The organism is Microcoleus sp. T2B6, assembly GCF_036700475.1.
Lineage (GTDB): Bacteria > Cyanobacteriota > Cyanobacteriia > Cyanobacteriales > Microcoleaceae > Microcoleus.
This window is the reverse complement of record NZ_JAUBOZ010000036.1, coordinates 1-18,971: the sequence shown is the minus strand read 5'-3', so window position 1 is coordinate 18,971 and position 18,971 is coordinate 1. Positions and strand designations below refer to the sequence as shown.

The window sequence follows — 18,971 nt, the reverse complement described above, 5'->3', positions numbered from 1 at the left end:
TGACCCTGATTTGCGTAGATTGGCACTTTTTGGCTAACCCGATATATCAGAAATGGGTTGATGCAATAGCCCACTTGTCTTCTGATAAATCTGCCTGCCATAATCAATTCAGACAGGCACACCCGCTTGCGATCGGAAACGCCGGAAGTGACGTGTTACTAATGTCCACGATCATCCACCAACCTGATTTTTTTGGGTAGTGGAGCGAAAGCCATCAGGGCGTCGATCCATCAGGGAGTTATGCCATCAGGGTGCTAATCCATCGGGTAGTTAAGCCATCAGGGCGCATCTTCTACAATTAGCCACCGACTTAACTTTTATAGTTGAGTGAGTGGTTAGCCTGGTACTGACAAAGCCTTTAAGAATTAAACTTTTTGTGGATGCATCCTGAAAAGTTTGTTCTTAGGAATCCCCGAACGCGAAAGCCCGGGGAATGTCAGCAGCATGGAATTCCATGCAATCTAAGTCAACTAAAAAAACGCAGATTAACGATATCTCCCACTCAAGCAGTCCTCAGCCAAACGCTGGGGTTTTTTATTGGCAGCCATTGCGAGCGCCTTTTTCTCCGGCCTCCGGCAGGCGGATCAGAAGGCAGAAGGTTGACGGGGCTGTGGTTATGAGTTTCCCTGCCCACATCATACCACCGGGTGAAATTTAAAGTATTATTGTAAAAAAATGTGAAAAAAAGGGCGTTTTAGCGTTTTCTCACTCGATCGAGTGAAAATTCATTTAATTATGTGAACGAGTGTAAAAAATCAAGTGACGGGGTACAATTGGGCCGATCGTAGGATTTGGGGGGAACGCTTGCAAAGATACGGTAAAGATTGATAAGGAGAAAGCTGAGCTAGTAGACAATAGAGAAAGAGGAACAAAAGTTTCCCACCATAGTAAGCGGGCAATAACTCCAATTCGGAACCTTTCGATCGCACAGCAGAGGGGCGTAAAATCTTGATGAATTCCCAGATGACAGCAGAAGTCCACTCAACGTACCAATATCAAGTCGGAGGATATTTGCCTGCCGGTGCGCCCACCTATGTCCGGCGATCGGCCGACAGCGAACTCTACGCAGGACTCAAAGCCGGAGACTTCTGTTACGTGCTGAGTGCGCCGCAAATGGGAAAATCCAGCCTGCTAGTGCAAACGGCCAAAAGGTTGCACGCCGAAGGTACAGTTTTTGCAGCCATCAACTTGAGAAGCATCAGCAGCCCAGATATCTCCCCCCAAAAGTGGTATGGCGGAATCATGTACCGCATGGCAAGCAGTTTACACATCACAAACAGGTTTGATGCCATCAAGTGGTGGAACGATCGCGAACTGCTATCCCCGGTGCAGCGATTGGAGATATTTATCGAAAAAGTTTTGCTCAAGTCACTTCAGCAAAATCTGGTAATTTTCATAGATGACATAGACAGCATCAGCAGCCTAAATTTCAGTACCAGCGATTTTTTTGCTTTGATCCGGGCTTGTTACTCCAAGCGGGCAGAGCAACCGGAATACGATCGCCTGACTTTTGCTGTTATGGGAGTAGCAGCCCCCTCAGAATTGATCCGAGATCCAAGATGCAACCCTTTTAATATTGGACGGCAGATTCATTTAAGTCGATTCCAACTGCACGAAAGTTTGCCGCTAGCAAAAGGATTAGCCCTGAAAGCTTTTCGCCCCCAAAAAGTGCTCCAAGAGATATTAGCTTGGACGGGTGGCCAACCGTTTCTAACTCAAAAACTTTGCCAATTGGTACTTGAGTACGGGCCTTTTATTGGCAGAAATTCCGAAGCTAAGCAGGTTGAAAAACTGGTCAAACACAGAATTATTAAAAATTGGGAAGAAGAAGACGAACCCCAACATTTGACCGCAATACGCGATCGCATTTTCCATAACCACTGCGACCTCACGCGGCTGTTAACGCTGTACCAGCAAGCTTTGCAACCGCCCCAGGCAACAAAATCCGGGGAATCGCAGGGAGTACCAGCAGATTACTCTCCCGAAAAAATCGAATTGCAACTGTCAGGACTGGTTGTGAAATCTCACGGTAAATTAATAGTTGCTAACCTAATTTATCAGTCAGTTTTTAATCAATTTTGGGTGGAAAAAGAGCTGGGGAAATTGGCTCCGTACCGCTCCGCGCTAGCAGCATGGCTGGCTTCAGACCGCGAAGATGAATCGCTGTTATTGACCGGGGAAAGTTTGCAGTCAGCTTTGGATTGGGCTGCGGACAAACAATTAAGCCAAGAACACTATTGGTTCTTGAATCCCGATCGAACTGTTCGGGAAAAACCGACAGTTGTTGTGGCACAAGTTGCAGACAGCAGCGTAGACACAGAAGCAGACAGCAGCATCCTCACCCCGCCCTCAGACACTGTTCCAATTGGCAGCAACGAACAGAGATTGTACGATCACATCGTCTCCTGCGTGGAAACAGAATCCCCCGCACAGGTGATCGAGCGGTTCCGAAAGCTATTTATCGACGGCATGGGCTATCCCGATCGAGAGATTGAAGCAAGTTTGTACAGTATAGTCTCCGTCAAGCGATCTGATCAGGACTTTAAATATCTCCTCCACCGCTGCTGCTACATCCCGATCAACCGCTGGCAATTGCATTCCCAAAACCAATTCGCGATTGCCAAGTTGGTAGCTTTATTTAAGCAGACTTCTCCCCGATTCGGGATGGAATTTTACATAGTCAAGCGCTTGCAAGAACAAATAAAATTATTTACAAAAAGTGACGAATTCCAGACTATAGAGCGCTTAGTAAAAGCCTTAGATAAAGAGGCGGAACAGCAGAAACAAGATACAGATTCTCCTTTGGGCGAATTGATCTGTCGGTATCCTTATTTGTACGGCTATTCTCTACTGAGCAAGGACAGCATTGAGGAAGACCAACAAACCATCCAAAAACTGGCATTTCAAAGACAGCGACAATTTGAAACACATTTGTCTAAATATTTGAATTATATGGTTGAGCCGAGACAGACAGAAATAGGAATTGTGCAGCGGGCGGCTAATCCCACACTTTTGAACGATGCAGAACTGCACTTAGCGGTCAGGGAATTTGCGGGAAAAGTAGCAGGCGATCGCAGCTACAAAGAAGCGGCTCAATTTTTCTTGAGAGATTCCAGACAAACTCCATCTTACGCTTCATTTAAAATGGATTTATATGAATATTTAATATCGTCGATCGAACCAGAATACGGGGGGCGTCAATTTAATGACCGTTTGTACAAACAAATCAAAAATACATTGCGAGAAAATGACTCGGTGAAATTCAATAATCCATTGTTAGTTCGTACTTGCCACCAGTTGTTCAACTTCTTAGTAGTGGAAAATTCCCAACATCCCAGCCACTACGTTTTTTACGATTTAGTGTACAACCTCGGCGCCAGCAGGACAATGGGTTTACTGCTGAAACTTGTACTGCTTTCGGGCAAAGTCAAACCAGAGTTGGAAAAGCGATTTTCTATTTTGTTTAATCACTATGAAGGTAAAGCTTCTAATGAAATTATGTGGTTTGTCAAATCCTTGGAAAATTTTAATGTGGCTTTGGTTATGAATTTTGGTAAGACGGATTTGTCTTTGGTTAAACAGCAGCTTATTTTGACTTGAGAATAACAAAATCGCTCGAAATCGAACAGGGTTATATAATAGTATTAATTGAAAAAAATCCAGGAGAAACAAATGAAAGCCTTTGAAGTCACAGGAACGATCGACGAAAAAGGTCAATTAATTCTCGATCGACCTTTAACACTAGACACTCTCGGCCCCGTGCGAATCATCGTTCTTCTTCCCGAACCTACAGATGAAGATGAAGACGACCCCAACGATACTCCAGTTGAAGAAGTAAAAGCTAGTCTCAGAAGATCATTGCAGCAAGCCAAAGCCGGACAGCGAATACCTCTTTCTCAAATGTGGGAGGGCATCGATCGATTTTAGATTTTAGATTTTAGATTTTAGATTTTAGATTTTAGAGGATCGCATGATTTATCAAGTAGAATCACCGTCGATCGTACTTTTATTAACCCTTTACTCAAAATCCGATCGAACTCACATCTTGCACCATTCTCAAGAACGGGCAAGATGCCCGTTCCACAAAGAGTAGATTTTCTTGTGGAACAGGCCGAAAAGCCTGTTCCTAAAAGGCTAATTGAGAATGGTGCAAGATGTCAGATCGAACAGATACAGCAGATTCCAGGCAAATAAAGTACACCTTAATCCCAAGCACTTACCAAACTGGTTGACAAACCCTTGCAACCGTACTCCATAAACCTGGAAATTGCTGTATCAGCCTCAACTCCATCTGTCGCATCATCGCCGAGTTTGACGAAAACGAATAGCGGTGTATTATAAACTCTATGATTAGCTATCTCAAAGGCACAGTAGCCGATATCGCCAAAGGCAGCAACCGCGTCATATTGACTCTCGAAGTCAATCAAATCGGCTATGAAATCCAAATTTTGCCCCGCGTGACCGGTCAATTGCCAGCATCCGGCGAAGTCGCCCAAATATTTACCCACCAGCAAGTTAAGGAAGACCAAATCGTATTGTACGGTTTTGGCAGCGCGGCAGAACGCGATTTGTTTCGGCAGTTGACGAGTGTCAGCGGTGTGGGTGCTCAACTGGCGATCGCACTTCTCGATACTTTAGGATTACAAGATTTAGTCCAGGCGATCGTCGGCGGTAACACCCGCATCCTCGCCAAAACCCCAGGCGTGGGTACAAAAACGGCAGAACGTCTCGCCCTGGAACTCAAAAGCAAACTCTCGGAATGGCGACAGCAAGCAGGTTTGACAACTTCAGTCGCCGCCGGAGTCCCCCCAGCTATTCAAGAAGAAGTCGAGATGATCCTGCTGGCGATGGGATACACTGCGGCTGAAGTCTTGCAGGCGCTGCAAACCCTCAGTCAAGACAGCACTTTGTCCGCCAAAGGTAATGCCGATGATTGGATACGCGAGGCGATCGCCTATTTGAGCCGATAGTTTTCTGCTTAATACTATGGTTTTTGAGTGTGTCCTGTCTCAGCGTCAGTTTGAGGAGTTCCGCACTCGCCTGCGGGGACGGGTGAATTTGGATGAAGATAACATCCGTTTTTATGCTTTGTCAACGCGGGCGATCGGGCAGGTAGAAACTTGGGGTTCTGGCCCGCCGGTGACTCAACCGCCAACTTCCGTCATTGTTTAAAGTATTTTTTTTGACACTTGACAGCCAGGGAAATCTACGTTACTATGTCTCCATTGCTAGATTATGGTTGTAAATCCACAGAAGCCCAAGTAAACTTGTCGTGTTAATTACTACCCGAATCAACAGCACCAGTACCTAGAAAATTAAATACATTAAAGTAGTGTTTTAGCAGTTCAATCATTTAGCTATCCGACCGCCTCGCTAAATGGCTGAAACACAAATTCTCTCGTATAGGCGGCCGTTCTATTGTGCAGTAAGGGTTTCAGCGATTTTCGGCAGCCAATTTTCGGCTCTAAGTGAGCTCAGCATCAGAGGCGGTCGCAAACGGCTTCTGGAGCCTTTACTGGGCACTGCTTCCACAACCTGGGGCCGCAATTCACTTTTCCCCGCAAGGGGATTGAAACTTTTCACTAGCATATTCTAGAGGTAGGCCTTCCTGCTCTTTAGCCGCAATTCACTTTTCCCCGCAAGGGGATTGAAACTTAACCTGTAGATAAAACTCAGGGTTATTAGGGTTAGGCCGCAATTCACTTTTCCCCGCAAGGGGATTGAAACTGAAGTTTTTTAAACTTACTGAGCATCTCCTCATTGCTTGAGCCGCAATTCACTTTTCCCCGCAAGGGGATTGAAACTGAATACTGGTTAGTTGAATTGGAAAACTCATACTAAGCCGCAATTCACTTTTCCCCGCAAGGGGATTGAAACTTGTGGCTTATTAGCAAGCTTTTCTAACTCCCCTGGTTCTAAAAGCCGCAATTCACTTTTCCCCGCAAGGGGATTGAAACAATTATCTTTGAATAGCCTTTACTAGGGTTTTCTACAACTTGATAGCCGCAATTCACTTTTCCCCGCAAGCCGCAATTCACTTTTCCCCGCAAGGGGATTGAAACCTGATTATCACGAATTGTAGACATAATCTCTTCCTGGTAATGCCGCAATTCACTTTTCCCCGCAAGGGGATTGAAACATAAGCAATGCATCCTGATTTTTCACGATCTTTTTTCCAGCCGCAATTCACTTTTCCCCGCAAGGGGATTGAAACTACTACCTGATACCAACCCGAATCGCCACACCAATACTTTTTTTATGCCGCAATTCACTTTTCCCCGCAAGGGGATTGAAACGAAAACTTGTAGTTCCAAAAAGAATCTAGAAACTCTCTAGCCGCAATTCACTTTTCCCCGCAAGGGGATTGAAACTCTTAGGTGTGATAGATCCTCTTGTCACATCTTTTTTTGCGCCGCAATTCACTTTTCCCCGCAAGGGGATTGAAACACTACCTCCTAAATACATAAAGACGTAGAAGTCATTATGCCGCAATTCACTTTTCCCCGCAAGGGGATTGAAACAACTCACCAGAGTATTCGTAATTGTTTGCCAGATACGCCGCAATTCACTTTTCCCCGCAAGGGGATTGAAACGTTACCTACTGATTTTAATATTTCTTTTTTACCAGGCCGCAATTCACTTTTCCCCGCAAGGGGATTGAAACACTTTCTTTGTTGGTGGATTAGGTACATTTGAGAATGCCCAGCCGCAATTCACTTTTCCCCGCAAGGGGATTGAAACGTTGTTTCAATTCTTTATTTACTTCATTTATAACAGGTCTAGCCGCAATTCACTTTTCCCCGCAAGGGGATTGAAACCTTGCCTTGTCCTCTCTGTCATATATGAGATGAACAGTAATAGCCGCAATTCACTTTTCCCCGCAAGGGGATTGAAACCCATTAGATGATTTTTTGCTTCCCTCATTCCCTCATAGCCGCAATTCACTTTTCCCCGCAAGGGGATTGAAACTCCAGATGTTTGATGGGGTCACCAACATTCCATGTCCTCGCCGCAATTCACTTTTCCCCGCAAGGGGATTGAAACGCTGTAGAAACATTATTGTCTCGGTATCCGTTAAACGGTAAGTTGTGCCGCAATTCACTTTTCCCCGCAAGGGGATTGAAACATAGTTTTGGAAAGTTTGTGGAGCTCCCTAAATAAAAAACAGCCGCAATTCACTTTTCCCCGCAAGGGGATTGAAACTTTTCCGGGTATACTCAGAGTGTGCTCGGTGCGGGCCGCAATTCACTTTTCCCCGCAAGGGGATTGAAACTTAATTATCAAATGACTACCATTCCCTCTCAATATATGAGCCGCAATTCACTTTTCCCCGCAAGGGGATTGAAACCTTTACTTTTCTTGGCCATGTCATTATTCCAATGCCGCAATTCACTTTTCCCCGCAAGGGGATTGAAACTTCTATAACTTTTCTTTTGTATAAGTCATAACTCAACTTATATTTACCCATTTCTACCCTTATGAGTTTGAGCCGCAATTCACTTTTCCCCGCAAGGGGATTGAAACTTCATTGGGAACCATCTTTGAGACTCATCCCACAGGCCGCAATTCACTTTTCCCCGCAAGGGGATTGAAACAAGTACCAGTACCTACTGCTAGAGAGATGAGGGAGGCGGAGTGCCGCAATTCACTTTTCCCCGCAAGGGGATTGAAACTCGCGAGAGTCTGCTGCGCGGCCCCCTCGTTGCCAACAGCCTCGCCGCAATTCACTTTTCCCCGCAAGGGGATTGAAACTTGACCTGTGACCAAAATGGTTTGAAGTTTCATTTTTTTGCCGCAATTCACTTTTCCCCGCAAGGGGATTGAAACTGGCGGGCCTGCTGCTGGCTTCGGCGCTGAGCTACGGCGCGTGCATGGCCGCAATTCACTTTTCCCCGCAAGGGGATTGAAACAAAAAAAGAAAAAATAAGAACGAGAACAGTCAAGCTGAAGCCGCAATTCACTTTTCCCCGCAAGGGGATTGAAACGCGGAGGCCGCCCCGGTGGCGGTGGCGGCGGTCGTGCCGCAATTCACTTTTCCCCGCAAGGGGATTGAAACTTAACTTGCGAACTTTTGCAGCAAAAATTTCATCCCGCACGCTGCACCCTTGTCGATCGACTGTGATATCATTGCAGATTGTGACAATCGTACAAAAAAAACTAAAATCAATTCATGGCTCTTACACAACAGCGCAAACAAGAAATCATGGGCGACTTCCAAACCCATGAAACCGATACAGGTTCAGCAGATGTCCAAGTCGCCATGCTGACCGATCGCATCACCAAACTCAGCGCCCACCTGAAAATCAACCAAAAAGACTTCGCCTCCCGGCGCGGTTTGATGATGATGATCAGCCGCCGCAAGCGCCTGCTGGCATACATCCAAAGGGAAAATGTCGATCGCTACAAAGCATTGATTGCCCGTCTAGGCATTCGCGGCTAAACACCACAGCCAAAATTTGCGACAATATTCTTTAATCTTGGACAAACACCAAGACTTATTGAAAAATGTTCGAGATTTCAGGTTAGAGATAAAATATGTCCTCCGAACCACCCCGCAAGCGCTTGCCCTTTGAACCGGCAACAAATCGTAAAAAAACGCCTAAAAAGCCCCCTGAACCCCAAGCAAGCCTAGCCTTAGAGTCGGATTCTGCCGACAAGCAGCCGAAAGCTAACAAAACCGGAAAACAGTCGCAATCCATCCCAGAAGTAGTCAGCCAACGCATGATATCTCGCATAGCGGTATTCTGCGGCATACCGACAATGCTGGGAATTTGCACATTTTTTGTCAGCTATTTGGTAGTCAGCAAAGGCTTGTTCGATCTGCCCAACACAGCAGTATTGCTGGTAAGCATGGGCTGTTTTGGTCTAGGCGTTCTGGGATTAAGCTACGGAGTCCTCTCGGCTTCCTGGGATGAAGAAATTTCAGGAAGCACTCTGGGGTGGGAAGAATTTAATACCAATTTTGGACGGATGCGAGAAGCGTGGCGCGCGGCAAAATCTAAAAGTTAGTTATTAGTTAGCAGTCAGCAGTCATTAGTCATTAGTCATTAGTCAGTAGTCATCGGTGTCAACTTAAGGTTAAACCCAGTCAGAGACTTCTGTTTGACGATTAGCCCCAGATTCCCCCTAGCCAAGGGCGGGCACGGGGGCACCGCCCCTACGAAGGGGGGGACAAGAACTTGCTCAAAGTCCCCCTTCTTAAGGGGGATTTAGGGGGATCGAGGCTTAGGTAAAAACGGGATTTTTCGCATTCCATCCGTGTCATAATTCGTGTCTAGCCCAACTAAAAAGGCAAAAAAAAATGATTATAGTAATGAAAGCCGGCACTCCAGAAGCCGAGATCGATCGACTAGACGAAGAGCTCCGCACTAACTGGGGTTTGATACCAGAAAAAATCGTCGGCCGTTACAAAGTTGTTATGGGTTTGGTAGGCGACACCGCCGAGCTCGAACCGATGCAACTGCGCGAAATGAGCACCTGGATTGAAGAAGTGCTGCGCGTGGAAAAACCCTACAAACGCGCTTCTCTGGAGTACCGCCAAGGAGAAGCCAGCACAGTAGAAGTTGCTACTCCTTTAGGGCCTGTGATGATTGGCCTGCACCACCCGATCGCGATCGTAGCAGGCCCTTGCTCGGTCGAAAACGAAGAAATGATTGTCGAAACGGCAATGCGCGTCAAAGCTGCTGGAGCTCATTTTCTCCGTGGTGGGGCGTACAAACCGAGAACTTCCCCCTATGCTTTCCAAGGCCACGGCGAGAGTGCTTTGGGATTGCTAGCGGCGGCCCGGGAAGCTAGCGGTTTGGGAATTATCACGGAAGTTATGGATGCCGCGGACTTAAGTGCGATCGCAGAAGTAGCCGACGTGATCCAAGTCGGGGCGAGAAATATGCAGAATTTCTCACTGTTGAAGAAAGTCGGAGCTCAAGACAAACCAATTTTGCTGAAGCGCGGCATCTCCGCCACCATTGAAGAATGGTTGATGGCTGCTGAGTATATCATGGCTTCTGGCAATCCGAACGTGATTTTGTGCGAGCGCGGAATTCGCGGGTATGACAGGCAATATACACGCAATACCCTAGATTTGTCGGCAGTACCAGTATTGCGGACTCTGACTCACTTACCGGTGATGGTTGACCCGAGTCACGGCACCGGTTGGGCGCAGTTTGTACCCTCAATGGCGTTTGCTTCGATCGCCTCTGGTACAGATTCGCTGATGATTGAAGTGCACCCGAATCCGAAAAAAGCTTTGTCTGACGGGCCGCAATCTTTAACACCGGATCAGTTCGACAAGTTGATGGAAGAATTGGCGGTGATTGGTAAAGTCATGGGACGTTGGCCGCAACCCGTGCCTGTTTTGGCATAAAAACAGGCGAAACGCCTAACATAAAATGCGATCGCACTTAAATCCCCGATTTCTTAAAGAAGTCGGGGATTTTGTTATTCGGTTTTTGGAATAGAGGCCCAGGGGCATTTGTGACAAGTTACTGGAGTTTAGACTAAACAGCTATTAAATCGCGATCGTCACTGCACTCACCAACCCACATTCCGCACCCCAAACTGGCACATAGTCGGATTGAGGGGGTAAAAGTGAATCACCCGAGACAATGGTGAGTAAAAATACTCAATAATTTTGGTCAAACTCCAATCATGAGGGCTGAAAATTCCTGACAAGAGAAGTGAAGGCATGAGTTAAATCTGATACGAGTTAAAAGGGCGAGCGGTAGAAAACGAAGTTTAGGGCGTATTCGTAACCTGATTGATGACGAAAATGCGTTAATTGCGCTCGCAACCATAGCCAATAATCACCAAAAACAGTGTAAACTAGCAATCGCGATAAACGCTTAAATCAGGATTCAGCAGCCCATGCAGAAAGCATCCCAGATAAAAGTAGAAAACCTAGATCATCTGGGCTTGATAGCCGGTCTAGTTGATGAAATAGGAATTGTTGAAAAAATCAATGAATTAGTAGGCGAACAACCGGGTGAGATAGTCAGTCCCGGCCTGGTAGTTAAAGCCATGATCATCAATGGATTAGGGATGGTTTCCGCCCCATTATACTTATTTTCTAAATTTTTTGAAGGGAAAGCAACAGAACATTTACTTGGAGCAGGGATTCAAGCATCACATTTAAATGATGACCGCTTAGGAAGAGTATTAGATAAATTATAAATAGCCGTAATTACAGAAATATTTACAACCATTGCCCTGTCAGCCGCTCAAAAATTCGTAAGGATTCAGGTCTAAAAACTTGCGGCTCCAACGCTTGTCTGGCAAGGGTTTTAGGGCAAAATAAGGGTTTTTGTCTTTCGTGGTTTATTGTCAATAAACGAGGAGAAATGACAGTTTTTCGTGGCTTATTGAGAATATAGATTGATTTAGTATCAAGCTCCATATCTAAAGTCTTTGCCCAGCAAGGAGTTCAGTGACCTGAATCCTTACAAAAATTCGAGATAAAAACCGACACATCTCACCTCGACTCAAGTTCATTTCATCTACATGGCAAATATGAACAATAATTGCCATCAGTATCTTTTGCTAAGACAGAAATGGATAGCAATCAGTTAGATAATTCATCAATCAACCATCAAACATCCCCAATACCAATTCAAATTACCTACGGCTACAAAGAGTGACCATCGTCCCGACTTAAAACAATTTATTTTAGACCTAATTTGTAGTGGAGATGGAGATGTGCCACTATTTTTACGAGTAGCTTCACGAAACGAATCAGATAATTCCATATTCGCCTCAATCTGTCAAGACTTTTAAAAAAAATTAAATCTCGACAGTTTAATGGTAGCTGACAGTGCATTATATACCGCTCCAAATTTAGAAATGTTAACCAATTTAAGATGGTTAACTCGTGTACCACTAAGCCTGAAACAAGCGCAGCAACTGGTGTCTCAGCTTGCAGGAATCAGAATTCAATGAAAGTTCAATAACGGGATATCGTTGGTCAGAACACAAAAGTAATTATGGTGGAATTACACAAAGATGGTTCGTAGTAGAGAGCAGTTTGCGTCGTGATGCCGACCAACGTAAATTAGAAAAACAACTCAAAAAAGCTGAAATTGAGGGTCAGAAAAAGTTGCGAGAGTTATCAAATATTGAATTTGCTTGTGACACCGATGCCTTGTCACTGGAGTTTAGACTAAAAAACGATCGCATCTAAAAGTAGCTGCCTTTCAACAGAAGGCAAGTTATTGCTCAAAAACTCACGCATTGAGGAGATTAAACAACTAATCTTGAAGACTTTTTGCGTCGAGAAACCCGTTTCTTGACAGTGGGATATCGCGGTGCCTTAGTCCGTACCTTTCCTGTTTCCCAGCCAGGAGATTTTCCCCTATGTTTAGGTGGTTTCGTAGGAGTACCAATGTCAACTAAAACCGATAACATTGATTGGGCAACACGTCCAGGAGTTAAATCGATCCTAGCAGACTGCCCAGGCAGTCGATGTTCGAGAACTAAATCCCTAGCCAGCCAGAGTTGCCAACTCATCAATGGCATTAAATCACTCCAACGCTCAGATTGTTCGGGAGTTCTCAAGTTAGGCAATGTCCAATGTAATCGTTGCTTAGCTTTCCCGTTACCAATGATCCACTCCAAAACGTCGTAAATACTTAAACCAAACAGTTTCTAAGGGTAGAGTTCGTTCTCCCACCCAAACCAACCACAAGGGTGGAAACGGCTGACCGCTTGACATGGGATTCATTCTTAAGGGCGAGGATTAAATTAACAGGATGTCCCGGCGCACGATAAAAATGTAAGTCAAGCCATTGACTGACTCGGACTTGTCCCAACTGTGGATGTTCATCAATTTCAATCACAGTATCCGTTTCGAGCCATGTGGTTGGGTCATTGAGTCTCATTTTGAACCCGTGTTTCCGTGGTCTACCGCGACCACTATAGGCTGGTGGTGCCGACCACAAACAGGCATTCTTTCGGACTCTCATTAAGCAATCAGCTTGAATATCTGCTTGGGCTAATACCCAAGTTGCATTGCCATCTTCTCGATCTAAGACTGCTAATACGCTTGTTGACGCTCTGTTGACAGACAAGTTTGAGTTGGGAAGCTGCTTGAAGTATGGGCGAAGACCCACTACTAATTCGTTCATGGAGTAGGGGTAATGCCCAACTTCCATGAGCTTCAGGTATCCAGGCAATTGTACTGTAGCCCTGTCCGATAATTACGCCCCCCTGATATTCATGGGTTCTGTCTTTTAAGGTTTTAGCGTCTGGTCTCCCCCATACAGTACGATCAATCGCCACTAATATATGTTCTGTTGCGGGTACTTGCTGTTCTAATTGCTCAAGGGTACAACTCCATCAGTTTTTTTCGGTCAGGTCTACAGTCTTGTAAGGCTTCATAGATACTTGACCATTGTCGATTGAATAGCGGGCTGAGTGAAAATTCTGCCAAACAAGACGCATTCCTGGTGGTCATCACTGCATCCATCAGCTCGAATGTGGCATCTTTCGCTCGCACCAATAATTCGTATGCTGCTTGACGAAAGTCCTTTAATCGTTCACTGTTCATTGAGGGAGTCAATAGGTTTTATTTTTCACCCTCATTCTCTCCCGGCGCGGTGGCTCAAGTCCTGCTTTTGCCACCCTTCTCTCTTTTTTAGTCTAAACTCCAGTTGTCAGCAGCAGGTCGTTTATCTACAGAACTAAAATATCATAATTTAACCCAAATCTGTAGCAGACAATCCACAGCAAAATCCGATGCTAATTCGACCAGTTCTGACCTTTCTAGCTCTAAGCTAATATTTAAAGTTCAGGCACAACTAGAATTAAGTAGTTAAGCAAAATTAATTACATAATTATCTCCAAATTCTTTAAGGATTTTTTCGACAGATGAAACAAGAGCTTGCCAGCTAGAGTACGCATCTATTTCGAGCCATTCATATTGGATAAACCGCCACAAAATCTCAATTAAATTCAATTTAGGTGAATAAGTCGGCAATTCAAATATAGTTAAGCCGCGTTTTTTCCATTCTTCAATTTTCTCAAAAATGGCATTGCTAGTATGAATAGAAGCTTGATCTACTACAATAACTGTTGGCCGCTCCACCACAGCAAAGAAAGTATCTATGCAGGCTATGATTACATCAGAATTAATAGTCTGCTCTGAAACATAAGCATGAAGAGTGTTTTGCCGATTCATGATTCCCCAGACATTTAAACGCTTAGTTCTACGACTCTCAATTGACAAATATTCACCAATATCTTGCCATCCATAAGGGACACAAGGGATGCCACAAAATCCGGATTCATCTAAATAGTATAAATCAATTTTTCCCTCATCTTCTAGTTGTTTTAATTCTGACAAGTTTTCTTTTTTTTCCTTGTATTCTATGGGGTCTGGCTTGCCACCAACACCTCGACGCATCCTATGCCAACTCATACAAAGTTTTTTAATTATTCTCTTAATAGTTTCCGTACTGATATTAATATTCCATTCTTGTTTAATATTTTGCACTACTTGCTTTAATTGTTTTGGTTGCAATTTTACCCAGTCTCTAATTTGAGCTGATTGTGCGGAATTAAATGTTTCTTTTCTGCCTCTACCTGGTTTATTATATAATCCGACCATTCCCTCATATTCCCATCGATTCAACCAGTTATACATAGTCTTATAACTTATACATAGTCTTATAACTAACTTGAAAAATTTTCATCAAGTTTTCATTTTTGAAACCTTGTGAAACTAAGATTAAAAAATGTGCTTGCTAGGCGCACTTGATGATGTCTGCTTTCGCGATAAATTCGGTTTAGAAATTTCAAGGAAAGTGGATTAATATCTCGCATTAAAAACATATAAAACGTCTCTAAATAGTATCCGCTCAATAAATCGGGGTAACAGCAAAAAAGAAGTTTCACAATCTAGGCACAGCATAGTAGAATATGATTCATGACGCAAGAATCATATCCTCAAAAATTAGTAGAGACCTTACTGCAAAGCATTGAGCCATCTGAGATTGCTGACGAATCATTGCGTCGTACTGTGTCCATATTGCTAAACCTTGTAGAGCAATTACAAGCAGAAACCAGAGAATTACGGTCAGAAAATCAAAGATTAAAATCCGAAAACAATCGCCTCAAAGGAGAACAAGGCAAACCAGAGGTCAAAGCTAATGGAGCGAAAAAGTTAAAAGAGAACTACTCATCCGAAAAAGAGCGAAAAGCACCAAAAAAGCACATTAAAAGCAGTAAAAATGCTGTCGGGGCGACAAGTCGCCTATAACGCTGATAGAATAAGCCTCATAGCTCTTATGCCTTGTTGATAATTAGGTAGTTTGTGTGGAGACAAAGACATTAATTCAACAACAACCTGCCAATTACTAAACATCGAATCGACCCATGATTCACCCCATAGTCCAATATAAAAAGTGCTATGTCTAGCATATTTTCTGTGGCTTTCTGTTTTTCTGCCTAGATATTCTTGAACTTGCTTGGATTTAATTTCTATCCCTTGAATGATACTCTTTAAGTATGATAGCGATAGCAAAATTAATAACTTACTCAATCGGTCGCCCGTTAAATTAGTCTTCTCTAAGTTATAGCCTCCGCCTTTAAAGTCTCTAAACATTTCTTCAATTCCAAATCTTTTTGCATAAGCATCAACGGCTGTTTGTATATCTGCCAAGCTTGTCAGAATATACCAAGGTTATGCATGTGGTAACATTTCGATATTTACCCAGCCACTTACCTGCTAGATTAAACCCCGTAATAGGTGCAGTTTTTCTAATCGTTACTTCTTGATTGAAAAAGCTATTTCCTGGCTCTAATCCTAGCATTTTGAGTTCAGCCCATAACTCCGATTCAATCTTGATACAAACATTCTTTTTTAGTCGCTCTCCAGAAATCTACTTTCTTCTCCCTCAGCCAGTTGGCGAGGGTAACGCTACAAAATTCACGATCTCCTAACACTATCAATTTATAATCTGATAAAGCGGCAAATACTGGCGTTAATACGAATTGTTGATTTTCTAATGTGCTGTTTCCTTGTTTGTCAAGCATTTTCCAATAAATAGGAATAGCTCTTTTTCGCCAAATCATGCTGACCATCAAAATATTATTGGATTGCCATTTGGTTCGGTCTATTGCTAAATATACAACCTTATTCTGTTTGACAGTACCTTTAATCCAACCAATTACCAGTGACAGCCAAATATCATCTAGAACCCATTTATCCTCTGATAAAAATCTCTGAATTTTTTTTCTTCTACTTTCAAATTTAATGGGTATCGCTAGTTTTGTCGCTATGCTTTCCAATGTGACTTCTTTAATCGATTGCACTACTTGAATCAATAAAATTGTCAATAAGTAATTAGAACGTGTCAGCTTTTCTGACAAATGGGCATGATATAATTCTGGTATCATTTAATTGTTTTTGGGTAAGAAGCTTTCTTACCCTATCTTTTTTGAGGCGATTTGTCTAGGATTGCCTCCCTGTCTGTTTTTCATGCGACTTGTCGCCCCGTCAGGTAAAAATGCGATCGTCAAAGTTGACCGCTCAAAAATCCTGGAGTATCCTGAAGCAGAACTGCCATTCGATGCAGAATTTAAGGGTTATGAAGAGGTAATAGTTCAAGACATTTTACTGAAAACAGATAACGTGTTATTCCGGAAACAGTAGTATTACTCACCTTCAGAAAAGAAAACATACGTTTCACCCTTACCATCCGGATATGATGGAGAGTTTGGTCCGGGAGTAAAATCCTTAGTTATGAGCTTGTATTACGGGGGAAACATGACGATGCGGAAAGCTATTAGATTTTTTAAGCAATATTGGGATTTCGATGTCAGCGGGTTATTTATCAAATCTAGTGGTGAAAAATTCATCAAAGTTTGAATCAGAATTTAACGAAGTGTATGAATCCGGATTAGCAAGTAGTCCTTGGCAACACTTAGACCAAACAAGTGCGCGTGTTAAAGGAGTAAATCACACTACAAATATAATTTGCAACCCATTATATACAGTTTATTCTACAACTTTAAGAAAAAACCGATTAAGCGTACTTGGAGTATTACAGAACAACCCAGAACTTGAGTTTATTATATCTCCACTTACTTACCAGCTATTAGATAAGTTCAATGTACCCCAGAAGTGGAGCCATCAAATTAAAGGATTGCTAAGAGAAATTCCGTTGAAGGGTGATGAGTTTAACTCCTTGCTGAATAAAAATATGGGTGCTGTAGGCTCTCAACATCGTACCAGGATTTTAGAGGCAGCAGCGATTGCTTTTTATGCTCAGCAATCCCAGATTCCGATAATAAAAACTCTGGTGACTGATGATGCACCCCAGTTTAAATTACTCACAGATGATTTATCTTTATGTTGGGTGCCTGAAGCCAATAGTCCGGACAGTTTTTAATCACTAACGGCAGAATTCGAGTTTCAGCCTTCTCAGGGAGGTCAAATGCTAACGGTAGAATGAGGGTTTCAGCCTCTGTCTCAAAAACTGTCCGGAGTATTGTGAAGCAAGACATTATAAAAAGTTAAGTCCATTTGTAACTTGTCATCAAAAAAGTTTAGACAAGTTTCTTGATGATTTTTGGGATTACTACCGAGAATTATTAGCTTATAAAAACTCTCCATCTGGGTTAGAGAAGCTCAGGCTCAAATCAAAATTTTGGGAAATTTTCGGCAGTTCCTCTGGTTATGAACAATTAGATGAACGAAAAAAATTAACTTTGAGTAAAATATCTGAGTTGCTTTTAGTTTTGGAGCATCCGGAATTACCTTTACATAATAACCCGGCTGAACTAGCTGCTAGAACAATCGTGCAGCGACGAAATATTAGTTATGCAACCCAAACTTGTGAAGGAACGAAGGCGATGGACATTTTCATGTCTCTGGTTGCCACTACCCGCAAATTAGGAATTAGCTTTTTTGAATATATGAACGACCGTATTTCTCACCTGGGAAATATTCCATCTTTGGGGATGATTATTCGTCAACAATCTTCAGTTTATTCTTTGGGTGTGTCCTGGTCTGATTGAACAAATTCAAAAAAATATAAAGGCTCTGAATTCTTGGCACTTGATTCCTTTAGTAAGTGTCGTATAAACCCACGGTTAATTGTGACTTTAGTAGCTAAAAAAAGTTATGACATCCTTGATTTTATGATTAATAATACGTCATATTCTACCATGCTGTGCCTAGATTGTGAACCTTCTTTTTTTGCTATTACCCCGATTTATTGAGCGGATACGATAATCACATCTGCGGAATGTGGGTTATCAGCACTTATTGAGCAGTTACGAAAAGAGATCAACAATATTTTCCAGATACTGTGAAGACTATTACTAATTGGTTGGACGAGATAATTGCTTACTTTGATAATAGGACAACAATTGGTATTGTTGAAGGTATTAACAACAAGCTTAAGTTAATAAAACGTTCTGCATATGGCTTTAGGAATTTTGAAAACTACAAAAATAGATGTTTGCTTAATTGTCATTTTAATTGTTAGTTTGGCATACCAAGTAAGGAAGAACCGAAGAACCTTGTAAGGAAGAACCGAAGAACCTTTTTTTTCTTTGCATGATCTCGGTTGATTCGTTTTTGGCTACTCATAACTGGTTCAATTATGGCTGAACTGCTTGCCCCGTAAAGGTTTCGTCCTATTTTACCTTTTTTTGTCTACCCCTTGACAATTTGCACTTTTTCTTAACTTGTCACAAATGAGCCCGTCTAAGTTCTTTAAAACCTAAAACAAAAGCTCCTACATCAGAGAAGCTTTTGTTTGTATATTGCTGAACGGCATCGATCTATTTTCTCAGGCAGTGACCCGCCAAATATCTTCGCCACATGGGGATTTAACAACCGAGTTGAGGATGGAATCGGATTGGTGGCAGTGCGTCTGTGTAGAGACGGAAAAAAAATAAGGGTAAAAAACCCTGAAGACTGCAGAGAATTAAGTCATCATCATCACCATGTAGAAAGAGAGGTCAAGCCCTCG

The 18,971-nt window shown here is 43.0% G+C and carries 18 protein-coding genes, 4 pseudogenes and 1 CRISPR repeat array; of the genes and pseudogenes, 16 read left to right on the top strand and 6 right to left on the bottom strand.

Going from position 1 to position 18,971, the window contains the following annotated elements; all coding sequences use genetic code 11:
- Nucleotides 1–963: 963 nt before the first annotated feature.
- From QUA00_RS17190 to QUA00_RS36870, 10 genes and pseudogenes are all read left to right on the top strand, one after another.
- Nucleotides 964–3,600 (top strand): AAA-like domain-containing protein, encoded by a 2,637-nt coding sequence (locus tag QUA00_RS17190; RefSeq protein WP_333410376.1) that lies wholly within the window; start codon nt 964–966, stop codon nt 3,598–3,600.
- Nucleotides 3,601–3,672: 72 nt separating this feature from the next.
- On the top strand, nt 3,673–3,927 hold the full coding sequence (locus QUA00_RS17185; RefSeq protein ID WP_333410374.1) for a type II toxin-antitoxin system RelN family antitoxin: 255 nt from the start codon (nt 3,673–3,675) through the stop codon (nt 3,925–3,927).
- Between the two features lie 144 nt (nt 3,928–4,071).
- Complete coding sequence (locus tag QUA00_RS17180; RefSeq protein ID WP_333410372.1) at nt 4,072–4,194, top strand: hypothetical protein; 123 nt, start codon at nt 4,072–4,074, stop codon at nt 4,192–4,194.
- A gap of 152 nt (nt 4,195–4,346) precedes the next feature.
- Nucleotides 4,347–4,970 (top strand): Holliday junction branch migration protein RuvA, encoded by a 624-nt coding sequence (ruvA, locus tag QUA00_RS17175; protein ID WP_015174486.1) that lies wholly within the window; start codon nt 4,347–4,349, stop codon nt 4,968–4,970.
- A gap of 16 nt (nt 4,971–4,986) precedes the next feature.
- Nucleotides 4,987–5,172, top strand: a complete 186-nt coding sequence (locus QUA00_RS17170) for a CRISPR-associated endonuclease Cas2 (protein ID WP_333410370.1) — start codon at nt 4,987–4,989, stop codon at nt 5,170–5,172.
- A 368-nt stretch (nt 5,173–5,540) separates the two neighbouring features.
- Nucleotides 5,541–8,056: direct repeats of the CRISPR family, unit length 36 nt; unit sequence GCCGCAATTCACTTTTCCCCGCAAGGGGATTGAAAC.
- 114 nt (nt 8,057–8,170) lie between these two features.
- Nucleotides 8,171–8,440 (top strand): 30S ribosomal protein S15, encoded by a 270-nt coding sequence (rpsO, locus tag QUA00_RS17165; RefSeq protein WP_190661928.1) that lies wholly within the window; start codon nt 8,171–8,173, stop codon nt 8,438–8,440.
- A 95-nt stretch (nt 8,441–8,535) separates the two neighbouring features.
- Nucleotides 8,536–9,009, top strand: a complete 474-nt coding sequence (locus QUA00_RS17160; RefSeq protein ID WP_333410368.1) for a PAM68 family protein — start codon at nt 8,536–8,538, stop codon at nt 9,007–9,009.
- Nucleotides 9,010–9,301: 292 nt separating this feature from the next.
- Complete coding sequence (gene aroF / locus QUA00_RS17155) at nt 9,302–10,363, top strand: 3-deoxy-7-phosphoheptulonate synthase (RefSeq protein WP_333410366.1); 1,062 nt, start codon at nt 9,302–9,304, stop codon at nt 10,361–10,363.
- 500 nt (nt 10,364–10,863) lie between these two features.
- Nucleotides 10,864–11,166: pseudogene (locus QUA00_RS17150) on the top strand (DUF4277 domain-containing protein); the annotation flags it as partial.
- A 425-nt stretch (nt 11,167–11,591) separates the two neighbouring features.
- Nucleotides 11,592–12,154: pseudogene (locus QUA00_RS36870) on the top strand (IS1634 family transposase); the annotation flags it as partial.
- Nucleotides 12,155–12,231: 77 nt separating this feature from the next.
- Here the strand turns inward: QUA00_RS36870 and QUA00_RS17140 are convergent.
- From QUA00_RS17140 to QUA00_RS17125, 4 genes and pseudogenes are all read right to left on the bottom strand, one after another.
- The gene (locus QUA00_RS17140; protein WP_333410362.1) at nt 12,232–12,555 is read right to left on the bottom strand and encodes a hypothetical protein; all 324 of its coding nucleotides are present in this window, start codon (nt 12,553–12,555) and stop codon (nt 12,232–12,234) included.
- 65 nt (nt 12,556–12,620) lie between these two features.
- Nucleotides 12,621–13,163 (bottom strand): hypothetical protein, encoded by a 543-nt coding sequence (locus QUA00_RS17135; RefSeq protein WP_333410361.1) that lies wholly within the window; start codon nt 13,161–13,163, stop codon nt 12,621–12,623.
- 146 nt (nt 13,164–13,309) lie between these two features.
- Nucleotides 13,310–13,537, bottom strand: a complete 228-nt coding sequence (locus tag QUA00_RS17130; protein ID WP_333410359.1) for a hypothetical protein — start codon at nt 13,535–13,537, stop codon at nt 13,310–13,312.
- A gap of 264 nt (nt 13,538–13,801) precedes the next feature.
- Nucleotides 13,802–14,820, bottom strand: a pseudogene (locus QUA00_RS17125) (IS630 family transposase).
- 94 nt (nt 14,821–14,914) lie between these two features.
- Between QUA00_RS17125 and QUA00_RS17120 the strand changes: the two are divergent.
- Nucleotides 14,915–15,247 carry a hypothetical protein gene (locus tag QUA00_RS17120; RefSeq protein ID WP_333410357.1) on the top strand — a complete coding sequence of 111 codons (333 nt, stop codon included), beginning with the start codon at nt 14,915–14,917 and terminating at the stop codon, nt 15,245–15,247.
- Here the strand turns inward: QUA00_RS17120 and QUA00_RS17115 are convergent.
- Both QUA00_RS17115 and QUA00_RS17110 read right to left on the bottom strand, forming a co-directional pair.
- The gene (locus tag QUA00_RS17115) at nt 15,242–15,649 is read right to left on the bottom strand and encodes a hypothetical protein (RefSeq protein WP_333410355.1); all 408 of its coding nucleotides are present in this window, start codon (nt 15,647–15,649) and stop codon (nt 15,242–15,244) included. The genes QUA00_RS17120 and QUA00_RS17115 overlap by 6 nt on opposite strands.
- Before the next feature lie 176 nt (nt 15,650–15,825).
- Nucleotides 15,826–16,386, bottom strand: a complete 561-nt coding sequence (locus QUA00_RS17110) for a hypothetical protein (protein WP_333410353.1) — start codon at nt 16,384–16,386, stop codon at nt 15,826–15,828.
- Between the two features lie 82 nt (nt 16,387–16,468).
- On the opposite strand from QUA00_RS17110, the gene QUA00_RS17105 reads away from it, so the two are divergent.
- The 5 genes and pseudogenes from QUA00_RS17105 to QUA00_RS17085 all read left to right on the top strand — a co-directional run.
- Complete coding sequence (locus tag QUA00_RS17105) at nt 16,469–16,642, top strand: hypothetical protein (RefSeq protein ID WP_333410351.1); 174 nt, start codon at nt 16,469–16,471, stop codon at nt 16,640–16,642.
- Nucleotides 16,643–16,805: 163 nt separating this feature from the next.
- Nucleotides 16,806–17,381: a hypothetical protein gene (locus QUA00_RS17100; protein WP_333410350.1), complete on the top strand. Its 576-nt coding sequence runs from the start codon at nt 16,806–16,808 to the stop codon at nt 17,379–17,381.
- A gap of 319 nt (nt 17,382–17,700) precedes the next feature.
- Nucleotides 17,701–18,009, top strand: a complete 309-nt coding sequence (locus QUA00_RS17095) for a hypothetical protein (RefSeq protein ID WP_333410348.1) — start codon at nt 17,701–17,703, stop codon at nt 18,007–18,009.
- A gap of 278 nt (nt 18,010–18,287) precedes the next feature.
- Nucleotides 18,288–18,482 (top strand): annotated as a pseudogene (locus QUA00_RS17090) (ISL3 family transposase); the annotation flags it as partial.
- A 273-nt stretch (nt 18,483–18,755) separates the two neighbouring features.
- Nucleotides 18,756–18,971, top strand: a 216-nt coding sequence (locus QUA00_RS17085; RefSeq protein WP_333410346.1) for a hypothetical protein, incomplete at its 3' end; no start/stop codon positions are given.